This is a genomic window from Sphingomonas hengshuiensis, assembly GCF_000935025.1.
GTDB classification, from domain to species: domain Bacteria; phylum Pseudomonadota; class Alphaproteobacteria; order Sphingomonadales; family Sphingomonadaceae; genus Sphingomonas; species Sphingomonas hengshuiensis.
The window spans coordinates 2915501-2927612 of sequence record NZ_CP010836.1; the positions used below are offsets into that span (position 1 = coordinate 2915501).

A 12112-nucleotide genomic window follows, 5' to 3' on the forward strand; every position below is an offset into this window, starting at 1 on the left:
CAACTTTTGTCACTTTCGCCCTCAGCCCCTATCTTGGCGCCATGCCCGATCTCTTCGCCGCCCATGAACAGCCGACCGTCGCCGCCGATCCCCCCGCCGGCGCCCCCCTCGCCGATCGCCTCCGCCCGCGCCGGCTGGACGAGGTCGTCGGGCAGGAGCATCTGACCGGGCCGGAGGGCGCGATCGGGCGGATGGTCGCGGCGGGAAAGCTCAGCTCGATCATCCTGTGGGGCCCGCCCGGCACCGGCAAGACCACGATCGCCCGCCTGCTCGCGGACGCGGTCGGGCTGCGCTTCGTCGCGATCTCGGCGGTGTTCTCGGGCGTGGCGGACCTGAAGAAGGTCTTCGCCGAGGCGCGCGAGCACGCCCGGATCGGCCGCAAGACGCTGCTCTTCGTCGACGAGATCCACCGCTTCAATCGCTCGCAACAGGACGGATTCCTGCCGTTCGTCGAGGACGGCACCGTCACGCTGGTCGGCGCGACGACCGAGAACCCGAGCTTCGAGCTCAACGCCGCGTTGCTCAGCCGCACGCAGGTGCTGATCCTCCACCGGCTCGGCCACCCCGCGCTGTGCAAGCTGCTCGATCGCGGCGAGGCGCTGGAGGGCCGCCCCCTCCCCCTGACGCCCGAGGCGCGCGACGCGCTGGTCGCCAGCGCCGATGGCGATGGCCGCTTCCTGCTCAACCAGGCCGAAACTTTGTTCTCGGTAACGTTCGAAAAGCCGCTCGATCCCGCCGCGCTCGGCGATTTCCTCCAGCGCCGCGTGGCGGTGTACGACAAGGATCGCGAGGGGCATTACAACCTGATTTCCGCGCTCCACAAATCGATCCGCGGCAGCGATCCCCAGGCCGCGCTCTATTATCTCGCGCGGATGCTGACCGCGGGCGAGGAGCCGCTCTACGTCCTGCGCCGCCTCACCCGTGCGGCGGTCGAGGATATCGGCCTCGCCGACCCCCAGGCGCTGGTCCAGTGCATCGCAGCCAAGGACACTTATGAATTCCTCGGCTCGCCCGAGGGCGAACTGGCGATCGCCCAGGCGTGCCTCTATCTCGCCACCGCGCCCAAATCGAACGCCGCCTATGCCGCGCAGAAAGCGGCGTGGCGCTCGGCGCGCGAAACCGGATCGCTGATGCCGCCGCAGAACATCCTGAATGCCCCGACCAAGCTTATGAAACAGATCGGCTATGGCAAGGGCTACACCTATGACCACGACGCCGAGGACGGCTTCTCGGGCGACAATTACTGGCCCGACGAGTTGCCGCCCCAGACCTTCTACACCCCCACCGATCGCGGCATGGAAAAACGCATTTCGGAGCGGATGGCGTGGTGGGACTCGATGCGCGAGGCTAAACGCGATGACTGACTGGGACGACGCCGTCGCCACCGCCTGCGCGCTGCCCGGCGTGGTCATGGCCTCGCATTACGGAACCCCCTGCCCCAAGCTGAACGGCAAGGCGATTCTGGCGCCCGGTCGCGAGGCCGGAAGCTTCTGCCTGATGGTAACGCAGGCGGAGAAGTCGCTGCTGCTCGAAACCGACCCCGACACCTTCTGGGAAACCGACCATTATCGCGGCTATCCGGCGGTGCTGGCGCGCTACGGCACCGACGCGCGCGACCGGATCGCGCTCTATGTCGAGCGCCGCTGGTGGGACCTCGCCAAAAAGCCCCAGCGCATCGCCGCCGGGCGGGCGGAGCGGCCCTGACCTTCACCGATTTCATCGCGATCGACTGGTCGGGCCAGGCCGTCGAGCGTCCCGCCGGGCTCGCCGTCGCGCATGTCGGCACAGGGACAGGCGCGCCCCGGCTGATCGATCGGCGATGGTCGCGCGCCGACATCGCGGAGTGGCTGGGCGAGTTGGCCGACACCGGCACCCGCGCGCTGATCGGGCTCGATCTGTCCCCCGCCTTCCCCTTCGACGACGAAGGCGCCTATTTCCCCGGCTGGGAAGCCTCCCCGCCAGACGCCCCCGCGCTGTGGGCATTGGTGGACCAGCTCAGCGCCGACGATCCCCACCTCGCCGCCAGCAGCTTCGTCGCGCATCCCCATGCCCGCCGCCACTTCCGCCAGCGCGGCGATTGCGGCGACCTGTTCCCGGCCGGGCGCGGGCGTTTCCGGGTGTGCGAGCATGGGCAGGAGGCGATGCGGCTGTCGCCCTATAGCTGCTTCAACCTGGTCGGCGCGTCGCAGGTCGGCAAGTCGAGCCTCACCGGCATGCGCGTGCTCCACCGCCTGCGCGGGCGGATCGGGATGTGGCCGTTCGATCCGCTGCCCGCGACGGGGCCGGTGCTCGTCGAAATCTACACCTCGCTTGCCGCACGGCTGGCGGGGATGCGCAAGGGCATCTCGAAGATCCGCGACGCCGCGACGCTGGACGCCATGCTCGCAGCGTTCGGATCGGACGCGCATGCCCCGCTGCCCCGCTATGACGATCATGCGACCGACGCAATGCTGTCCGCCGCCTGGCTGCGGTCCGCCGCCGCCAGCCCCGCCCTGTGGCGCCCGTCCCGGCTGACACCGGCTCTCGCGCGCACCGAAGGCTGGACCTTCGGCGTGCCTTGAGCTGGCCCGTTCGCTGATAAGTGTCCGATGAATCGGTGCTTGAACCGGGTAGCGTTACAACATATCAGCTTTGTTGCATTGCAACCAAGATCGAGCGACGCCGCGTTGAATTCCTGCAACAAACCCCTTGCGAGGCTGACCGGCCCCCGTGGAGCGCCCTCGGGCGGTCGGACGGTGCCGACGCTGGCGTTGCTATGGGCCGCATTGCTGGCGTTCGCTTGGCAGAGCATCGTCACGCAGACGCATCGCCATGTCGATACCACCACCGTGTTCGGCCAGTCGATCGCCAGCATCAGCAACGGCGACTCCGACGATCAATCCCCGGTGGATTCGCCCGCGAACTGCGTGATCTGCCGCGAAGTCGCGCATGCCGGCCCTGCGCTGCTCCCTACCGGTGTCACGCTCGACACCCCGGCGCGGTCTGAGTTCCGCGCAGCCGCATCCGACCTCCTGCGCCAGCAATCGATCGAGCGCTCGCATCGCTGGCAGAGCCGCGCACCACCTCAAATCCTCCACGCCTGAACGAACCGTATCCGACGCCGCGCGCCCTTGGCGCTCGCCGCCGAAGACGGTTCGCCGTCGATACGAACAAGGTTCCTGGAGTAGTTTCCCATGCGTCATGCATTGCTTTTGAGCGCAGCGTCGCTCGCCCTCGCGCTTCCTGCGGCCGCCCGCGCCGCCGATCCCGACACCACCAAGCCCGCGGCGCCCGCCACCGCGGCACCCTCCGCTCCCGCCGACGCCGAGCCGGCGGATCAGGACCGGCGCAAGACCGGCGAGGAAATCGTCGTCACCGGCATCCTGCCGCAGAGCGAGAAGGACGTGCTTTCGGGCACCACGGTCCTCTCCGGCGAAGACCTGACCCGCAACCTGCGCCCCAGCATCGGCGAAACGCTCGCCCGCCAGCCCGGCGTCTCGGCCACGTCGTTCGGCCCCAGCGCCTCGCGCCCGATCCTGCGCGGCTTCCAGGGGGAGCGCATCCGCGTGCTCAGCGACGGGATCGGCTCGATCGACGTGTCGAACACCTCGGTCGACCATGCCGTGATCATCGACCCGCTGCTCGCCGAGCGCATCGAAGTGGTGCGCGGTCCGTCCGCGCTCCTCTATGGGTCGTCGGCCGTGGGCGGGGTCGTGAACGTGATCGACAGCCGCATCCCCCGCGCAATCCCGGCGGACGGCTATCGCGTCAATTCGATCGCGAGCTATGGCTCGGCGGCGAACGAGCGCTCGATCGGTGCCGCCGGCGACGTGGCCGTGGGCGACAAGATCGTTCTCCACGCCGATGGCTCGTACCTGAAGAGCGGCGACCTGCGCATCGGCGGCAATGTCCTGTCGTCCAGCGCCCGCGCCGCCGCGCTTGCCGCCGCCGCCGGCCCGACGACCGAGGACGATCCCGATTTCGCAGCGAGCGCCGCGCTCAAGGACAAGCTGCCCAATTCGGCGGCGAAGACCTGGACCGCGGGCTTCGGCGCCGCGCTGATCACCGACACCGGCAATCTGGGCATTTCGTACAGCCATTATGACAGCCTCTACGGCGTGCCGATCCGCTACGCGACCGAATCGGGCCAGGAACAGGAAGGGCCGCGGCTCAGCGTCCTCCAGAACCGCGTCGACCTGCGCGGCGAAGTCGAAACCGGCGGGGGCTTCCTCGACAAGATCCGCGTCCGCGCCGGCTATGCGAATTACCGGCATTTCGAGCTTGAGGAAGACGGCGCGGTCGGCACCGCCTTTTACAACAAGGGCATCGAAAGCCGGCTTGAACTGCTCCAGGCCAGCCGCGGCGGGTGGAGCGGCGCGTCGGGCGTCCAGTATTTCCATCGCGACTTCGACGTCGAGGGCGACGAGGCCTTCCTCCCCAAGAACAAGACGAGCCAGCTCGGCCTGTTCACGCTCCAGCAGCTCGATCTGGGCGCGCTGCGCGCTGAAGCCGGGCTGCGCTACGAGCGGAGCGATCTTGAGGCATCGCCGGTCGACGGCGACCTCCGCTTCTTCTCGGGCAAGCGTCAGTTCGACGCCGTCTCGGGATCGGCGGGCGTCTCCTATGCACTGGCAGACGGCGTGCGCATCGGCGTGAACCTGTCGCGCACCGAACGCGCCCCTTCGGGCGAGGAGCTGTTCGCGCGCGGCGGCCATGCCGGCACCCAGTCCTGGGAACTCGGCAACCCCGACTTCAAGCTCGAAAAGTCGTGGGGCCTCGAAGGCACGCTGCACATCCACCAGGATCGCTTCAGCTTCGATGCGTCGGCCTATTACAACTGGTTCTCCAACTACATCTCGGACAACCAAGTGGACAGCTCGATCTGCCAGCTCGCCGCCGATCCCAGCGAGCGTGAGGTCGACTTGCCCTGCTTCCAGTATCAGCAGGCCGATGCCCGCTATTACGGGTTCGAGGCCGACGCTTCGTTCAAGCTCGCGCAGGTTGGCCAATACGCGATCAACATCGATGCGCTGGGCGATTATGTCCATGCGACCATCGTCGATGTCAGCCCCGTCCCCCGCATCCCGCCTGCGCGCGTGCTGGGCGGGATCGAGGCGCAATCGGACCGCGTCAGCGCCCGCGCCGAAGTCGAGCATGTCTTCGCGCAGGACCGGATCGCCCCGTTCGAGACCACGACCGACGCCTATACGATGGTCAACGCCTCGATCGGGTTCAAGCCGATCTCGGGCAACGACAAGGTCTCGCTCCTGCTCAGCGCGAACAATCTGTTCGATGTCGAGGCACGCCGGCATACGAGCTTCCTGAAGGACTTCGCTCCGCTGGCCGGCCGCGATCTCCGCGCAACGCTGCGGTTCGGCTTCTAGCCGCCGCCGGGTGACCCGCCCGGGCTCCGCATGCCGGAGCCCGGGCGGGTTGCACGCCAAAATACTTGACCCGCCGCCGCGACCCGATCAAACGCACTCGCGATCGCACTGTCTTTGCGTCAGGTGGCCGGTTTAGCTCAGCTGGTAGAGCAGCGGTTTTGTAAACCGAAGGTCGCGGGTTCGATTCCTGCAACCGGCACCATTTTTCGGCAGCCTCCTGCCCCCTGCGGGCCCCAGAGCGGCCGCGGCGCGTCAGCCGTGCAGCAATCCGTCGCGATCAGCCGCCGCGCCCTCGCTCTCGGCCTGACGGATCAGGACCATCACCTCCTCGATGATCGAGCGCATCATCGCCCCCGCCAGCGTGTCGTCGCCGGCCTCGATCGCCTCGAGCACCGCCTTGTGCGCGGGCAGGCTGGCGCTACGCCCCTTGAACCGGTTGGTGAAGCGGATCGAGGTTCGCAGCGCGGTGCCCACCAGTTCCTCGAACTGGGCGAAGAACGGGTTGCCGCAGGCACGGAGGATCGCGATGTGGAACGCGATGTCGGCGTCGAGCGCATCGTCGTCGCCGCGCTCGGCCGCCTCCATCCGCGCAAATCCCGCCGCGATCCGCGCCTTGCCCGCGGAGGTGGCATAGCGCGCGGCGAGTTGCGCCGCCACGGGCTCCACCGCGAGGCGCAGCTCGCTGAAACTGCGCAGCAGCGGCAGCGTGAACTTGCGTTCGAGCAGCCAGCGCAGCACGTCGGTGTCGAACAGGTTCCATGCCGAGGTCGGCTGCACGATCGTCCCCTGGCGCGGGCGCGCGGACAACAGCCCCTTGGCCGTCAGCATCTTGACCGCCTCGCGCGTCACCGACCGGCTGACGCCATGCTGCACGGTGAGCTCCGCCTCGGTCGGGAAGCGCTTGCCGTCATATTGCCCCGTGACGATCGCGCGCCCGACCACGTCGAGCAGGCCATGTGTGAGGTTGCGGCCCAGCGCCGTGCGCGCTTGGCTGGGGACAGGATCGATCATGGGTGCTGGTCGCCGAATCGAGTGGCTGGGACAAGAACGCTGGCCCGCGTCACGCGGTCCGCGCCGCCTGCCATGCAGCGACGAGCGCAAGCGCCCGCTCGCGCACCACGGCGGCGGAATCGCCCGGCTTGTACAGCGCGCCGCCCACACCGATCCCCTCGACACCCGCCGCCAGCCATTCGGCAAAATTATGCGCTCCCGTGCCGCCGACCGCCCAGACGCGGACATGCTTGGGCAGCACTTCGCGCACCGCCTTCAGATAGGCGGGTCCAAGCGCGACTGCGGGAAACAGCTTCAGCCGCCGCGCGCCCGCGGCAATCGCCTGGAACGCCTCGCTGGGGGTGACGAATCCCGGCATGGGCTCCAGCCCGCATGCCACCCCGCGGGCGATCACTGCGGGATCGGTATTGGGCGTGACCATGATCGTGCCGCCGGTCGCCGCCAGTGCGTCCACCGCGGCGACGTCGAGCACCGTCCCGCCACCGATCGCCGCACGATCGCCCAGCCTGTCCTGGAGCAGGCGAATGCTGGTCGTCGGCTCGGGCGAGTTGAACGGTACTTCGATCAGCCGGATGCCGGCCTCGACCAGCGCCTCGCCGATCGCCAGGACCTCGCCGGGCGCTATGCCGCGCAGGATGGCGACGATGGGCGCGGTGCCCGATGCGAGCAGGTCGTCGATGGTCATGGGGTCTCCAGCAGGGCAAGGCCGGCGAGCGAACACGCATCGCCGGTATAAGCGGTGGCAGTCAGGCTGCGTGCGGCCAGCGCCTGGGAATAGCGTTCGACCAGCGCCGGATCGCCGATCAGCGCGATCTCGCCGGTGGCAGCGGGCGCGATCTCGGCAATCTCGGCTCCAATCACCAGGCCCGAGAGGAAACCGCGCGCCCAGGCCCCTCCGACGCCGCTGCGCAATTGCGCCGCACGCGCCTCGAACAGCGCACCAAGCAGGTGCCCGCCCGCGTCGATCCGCGCGAGCCCGGTGGCAAAGCCGGTCGCCTCGTCGGTGTCCGCACCGTCTTCGGCAGAGGCGCGGGTCAGCGTGGAATGGTCGCGCAGCAGCGCAAACAATTCGCCGGTCAGGAAGGTCTGGAACCCGGTCACCCGGCCATCCTCGACCTGCGCCCATTTGCTGTGCGTGCCGGGCAGCGCGACGAGATGCCGTCCGTGCGCCAGCGCCGGGGCGATCGCCATCGCGCCGAATATCTGCGTCTCCTCGCCGCGCATCACGTCCGCCGCACCCGATGCGCGGGTGCAGGCCAGCCCCGCACCGATGGTGACGGGAATCGCGTCGAGCGCGAGATGCACGGCCCCCCGGCGCCACGCCGCTGCATCCGCGGGGCAATCGGCATAGGGTATCTCGACCCAACCGTTGCGCGAACCCACCATGCCGCACAGGCGGATCGCGCTTGGTTCGCCGGTTTCGCGCCACGGCGCGAGCGTCGCGCGCAGCACCTGTTCGGGGGGCGCGCCCAGATTTCCGATTCCGGGGCCGGTCGCCCGTTCGACGACCACCCCCTTCTCGATCCGATAGAGCCGCAGGTTGCTCGTGCCCCAATCGCCCGCGACGGCATAGCTCATCGCGCAGGCCCTGGGATGGAGTGGTGCTGGCAAAGCGCCATGTCGTTCCACGGCCGGCTTTCGCCCGGCACGGCCTCGACAGGCCGGATCAAACCCCGTTCCAGAACCCACCTCCCGCTCGGCGCCCACACACTCCCCGCGCGCCGATGTCACTAATCATATAATTGGAACCACAGAAGAGGCAATCGCCGCGATGCATATCCGAGCCTGGCGGCGGCGCGCATCCTATCGGCGCCCCGCTGGCCACACGGGCGCGTCCTTGCCATCGGTCATCCGCACCGGCGCGATATCGCCGTTGCGCGTATAGTGTACCCGGTCGATCGCGATCTGCCGCTCGCCCTTGAACGGCGCCGGCCCCGCGGGGCGTTCCCAACGGTGATAGACGATCAGCCAGTTGCCATCCGGTCCCCGAACGAAGCTGTGATGCCCCGGTCCCTGGTGCTTTGCGTCGCTGCTGAGGATCATGCCGCGATAGCGCCAGGGCCCTACCGGCGACGCGGAGGTCGCGTAATGCACCGAATAGTCCGGCCCGTTCCAGCGCCCATGGCTATAGGACAGGTAATAGCGTCCGCCGCGCTCGTGCATGAACGCGCCCTCGGTGAAGCGCGGCGGCTGCGCGACAGGCACCTCGCGCGCGATCTCGGTCATGCTGGTCTTGAGTTCCCACACGCGCAGCTTCGCCCCGGCGCTGCCGCCTGCATACATATAGATGCGCTTCGACTTCGGATCGACAAAGACCATCGGGTCGATCGCCTCGAACCCGTTGCCGCCGGTCACCAGCGGACGCCCGCTATCGCGATAGGGCCCCTCCGGTCGATCGGCGATGGCAACGCCGATCCGGCTGGGCGTCGGATTCTGCGGTCCCACCGAGTAATAGAGATACCATTTGCCCGCGCGCGTCGCGACGGCGGGTGCCCACAGGAAATGCTCCTTGGCGCCGTCGTCGCCGATCCAGCCGATCTGGTCGCGCCGGATCAGCACCCCGCGCGGGCGCCAGTCGCGCAGGTCGCGCGACGAGAACGCGCCAAAGCGGTCGGCTGCCCAACTGCCCCCCGGCCCCCCGGTCGGGAACACCCATAGTTCGCGGTCGATGACGACGGCGTGCGGATCGGCGCCCTCGAATTGCGGATTGCCCTGCCCCGCCGGTGCATCGGCACCGGTGAGGACGAGGGTGGAGACCGCAAGGACGAAGGCCGCAGCAACCCGGCGCATCAGAAGCGCGTCCGCACGCTGACGGCGTACAGGCTGTCATCGGTGCGCGTGTCGCGCCAGATAAAGTCCTCGCCGATATAGCTCTGGTAGCGCGAGCGCAGGATGTTGCTGCCCTCCACCGTCAGCGTCACGTTCTTGTTGAGGTCATAGCCGAGGCTGAAGTCGAGCCGCCCGTTGGGCCGCACATAGTTGAGCCAGGCAGGGCTGTCAGCCGGGCGAACGTCGCCGGTCCCGGAACGGTCCTCGTCGAAATATTCCGAGCGATAGGTATAGACCAGGCGCGCCGATATCCCGCTGCGGTCGTACAACAGGCCGACATTGTAGTTGTACTTTGACACGCCCTGCAACGAATAGCCCGCGAGCGGATCGTCGCCGCCGACCTCGGAATCCGCGAGCGTGAAGTTGCCGAACACGCCGAACCCGGCCAGATCGCCCGGCAGGAACGAGAAGAACGTCTGGCCGCTGACCTCGATGCCCTTCAGCTTCGCAGTGCCGACGTTGCGCGGGCGCGAGATGTTGTAGACGATGCCGTCGATCGTTTCCGCAGTCACCCCGTTGACCACGCGGTTCGAAATGTCGCGATAATAGCCCGCGATCGCGAAATAGCCGTCCTTCCAATAATATTCCGCCGTCGCATCGAAGCTGTCCGACTTTTGCGGCTTCAGGTCCGGATTGCCGCCCGATCCGCCGTTGCGGATGTTGGGATTGGTCGAGACGATATAGTTGAGCCCCGGGTTGAGCGACCCGAACGCCGGCCGCGCGAGCGTCTTGGCATAGGTCGCGCGCAGCTGAAGCCCGCCGCCCAGTTGCAGCCGCGCGCTGGCATTGGGGAGCCAGTCGGTGTCGGTCTTGCCCACCGTGGTCGTGACGGGCGTGCCGCTGACGATGCCGGTGCCCGTAATGTCACGCTCGGTACGCGAATAGCGGACCCCCAGCTTGCCATCGAGCGTCACCGGCCCGCCGCCGAACGGGATCTCGTACCCGGCCTGCGCATACCCCGCATAGCTAGTCTCGGCCACGTCGAAGCGGCGCGTCGGATCGAATGCCGGCTGCCCCGCCGGCGCACCGAAGAAACTGCGCAGCGCCTCCTGCCCCGTGCCCGACAACAGATAGTCGCGCGACGGCAGCACAAATGTCGCGCCGTTGTTGATCTGCGGAATCCCCGGCGCGCGCATCAGCGGCAGGTTGGCGGCAGTGATCGGCGTGGCGAACGACCCTCCCGGCGGCGCGACGCCCAGCTGGACCTGTTCGAACAGCGCAGTGCGGTCGGCATAGCGCCCGCCCAGTTCGATCGTCTTCAGCACGGTATCGAAATCGTAGCTGACGTCGCCCTTCACTGCGAACAGGCCGCCACTGGACCGGACATAGTCCTGGAACAGCGCGTTGATGAAGCTATAGCCGGTCGCGTCGACCATCGGGTTGCCCGGCGCAGTCACGCTGGGCGTGTTGCCGCTGTCGAGACCGATCGTCACCGACGGAATCCGCTTGCCGATATCGACGACGAAGTTCGCGTTGTTGACGATCGAACGCTCATAGCTGACGTCGAGATTCGCCTTCAGCTGGTTGCGGTCGAACTTGAGCCCGGTCGCCGCCAGCCAGGTGTCGGTGCGGTTGTCGTGCGCCTGCGTCGAGGTGAAAGCCTCGGGATTGTTGAACGTCGCGCTGCTGAAATTGCACAGCCGTTGCTGGGTGATGGCGGACGGATCGGTCGTCGCATTGGAATTGAACCCGTCGGGACCGACATTCGCGGTGAAGCACTGGTCGGTCGGCACGACCCCCGTCACGCTCGACGCGGTACCGAGCCGGTATTCGTAGAACGCTGTCGTATATTTGCTGCGAAACGCCGAATAGAGCCCGTCGACATACACCTCGAGGCTGGGCGATGCCTGCCATTGCAGCGATCCGTTCGCCTGCGGCCGCTGGTACCGGCCATATTCGTTCAGCCCGCCCGCCGAAATCGGCAGCAACAGCCCGGCTGCCCCCGCGGGTCCCGCGTTGCCCGACCGGCGGTCCGCGACATAGTTGGTCGGGCGATTATACGGGATGTCGTACCACGACACATTGATCAGCGCGCCGATCTCGCCGATCCCGGTGTCCCAGCGATCGGTCGCGAGGAAGCTGACCTGCGGGCCGAGCTTTTCCGCATTCGACGGGTAATTCAGCTTGCCGCTGATCGCGATCGTCGGGTCGGTGTAGTTGAACGCCTTGTTGAGCCGCAGGTCGATCGAGCCGGCGACGCCGCCCTCGATCAGGTTGGCGGTATTCGACTTGTACACGTCGACGCGCGCGATCGCTTCTGCGGGCAGATCCTGGAACGCGAAGCCGCGCCCGTCGGCGGTGAAGATCTCGCGTCCGTCGAGCGTGGTCAGAATGTCCGACAGGCCGCGGACCAGCGGGCTCACAATCTCGTTATTGCCGCCGACCGTCACCTGCACGCCGGGCACGCGCTGCAATGCCGCGGCGGTCGTCGGATCGGGGAATTTGCCGATGTCCTGCGCGACGATCGAATCGACGATCTGCGGCGAGGTGCGCTTGATCTCGGCGGCCTGGGCCAGGCTCGCGCGGATGCCGGTCACGACGATCTCGTCGCCGGCATAGTCTTCCTGTGGCGCCGCGGCGGCAGCGTCGGGCATCGCGCCGGCGTCATTTGCGGGGGGTGCCGCCTGACCATTGGGCGAAGTCGCCCCTTCGGGCGTTGACTGGGTCTGGGCGTGCGCCTGGGCGGCCATGACGAACGCGAGGATGGATGCTGAAAGCGCGAAATACCGGCGCATGAAACCTCTCCCTGATGTTCCGGCCGGCGACAAGGAGGTGCCGACTCCGGTATGGGCGAGCCCTCTATCTGTTTGATTTTAGAGGATCAAGCGAATTTATCTTATTAATCACTTGTCTGAGAATGGCCGATCACCTACCCTCTTTCGATCGGAATGCAGGCGCCATGGGGCGTC

10 protein-coding genes and 1 tRNA gene are annotated in these 12112 nt (G+C 67.6%); 6 read left to right on the top strand and 5 right to left on the bottom strand.

What is annotated here, in order from left to right; genetic code table 11:
• Positions 1 to 41: 41 nt before the first annotated feature.
• The 6 genes from TS85_RS12910 to TS85_RS12935 all read left to right on the top strand — a co-directional run bounded on the left by TS85_RS12910 (position 42) and on the right by TS85_RS12935 (position 5565).
• The gene (locus TS85_RS12910; protein ID WP_044332681.1) at positions 42 to 1364 is read left to right on the top strand and encodes a replication-associated recombination protein A; all 1323 of its coding nucleotides are present in this window, start codon (positions 42 to 44) and stop codon (positions 1362 to 1364) included.
• Entirely contained in the window at positions 1357 to 1704 is a 348-nt protein-coding gene (locus tag TS85_RS12915; RefSeq protein ID WP_044332684.1) for a hypothetical protein, read from the top strand. The genes TS85_RS12910 and TS85_RS12915 overlap by 8 nt, the downstream gene beginning before the upstream one ends.
• A complete protein-coding gene (locus TS85_RS12920; RefSeq protein WP_077228596.1) occupies positions 1647 to 2561 on the top strand; it encodes a hypothetical protein in 915 nt (304 codons plus the stop codon). Before TS85_RS12915 ends, TS85_RS12920 begins: the two co-directional genes overlap by 58 nt.
• A 174-nt stretch (positions 2562 to 2735) precedes the next feature.
• Positions 2736 to 3083: a hypothetical protein gene (locus TS85_RS12925; RefSeq protein ID WP_155006407.1), complete on the top strand. Its 348-nt coding sequence runs from the start codon at positions 2736 to 2738 to the stop codon at positions 3081 to 3083.
• 90 nt (positions 3084 to 3173) lie between these two features.
• Positions 3174 to 5363, top strand: coding sequence for a TonB-dependent receptor (locus tag TS85_RS12930; protein WP_044332690.1), 2190 nt, complete (start codon positions 3174 to 3176; stop codon positions 5361 to 5363).
• Positions 5364 to 5489: 126 nt separating this feature from the next.
• Positions 5490 to 5565, top strand: a tRNA-Thr gene (locus tag TS85_RS12935).
• 50 nt (positions 5566 to 5615) lie between these two features.
• Here the strand turns inward: TS85_RS12935 and TS85_RS12940 are convergent.
• From TS85_RS12940 to TS85_RS12960, 5 genes are all read right to left on the bottom strand, one after another.
• Positions 5616 to 6374, bottom strand: a complete 759-nt coding sequence (locus TS85_RS12940; protein WP_044332692.1) for a FadR/GntR family transcriptional regulator — start codon at positions 6372 to 6374, stop codon at positions 5616 to 5618.
• Between the two features lie 49 nt (positions 6375 to 6423).
• Positions 6424 to 7059, bottom strand: coding sequence for a 2-dehydro-3-deoxy-6-phosphogalactonate aldolase (locus TS85_RS12945; protein WP_044332694.1), 636 nt, complete (start codon positions 7057 to 7059; stop codon positions 6424 to 6426).
• Positions 7056 to 7952 carry a 2-dehydro-3-deoxygalactonokinase gene (locus TS85_RS12950; RefSeq protein WP_044332696.1) on the bottom strand — a complete coding sequence of 299 codons (897 nt, stop codon included), beginning with the start codon at positions 7950 to 7952 and terminating at the stop codon, positions 7056 to 7058. Before TS85_RS12950 ends, TS85_RS12945 begins: the two co-directional genes overlap by 4 nt.
• A 225-nt stretch (positions 7953 to 8177) precedes the next feature.
• The gene (locus TS85_RS12955) at positions 8178 to 9164 is read right to left on the bottom strand and encodes a family 43 glycosylhydrolase (protein ID WP_044332698.1); all 987 of its coding nucleotides are present in this window, start codon (positions 9162 to 9164) and stop codon (positions 8178 to 8180) included.
• Positions 9164 to 11938, bottom strand: a complete 2775-nt coding sequence (locus TS85_RS12960) for a TonB-dependent receptor (RefSeq protein ID WP_077228597.1) — start codon at positions 11936 to 11938, stop codon at positions 9164 to 9166. The genes TS85_RS12955 and TS85_RS12960 overlap by 1 nt, the downstream gene beginning before the upstream one ends.
• Between the last annotated feature and the right edge of the window lie 174 nt (positions 11939 to 12112).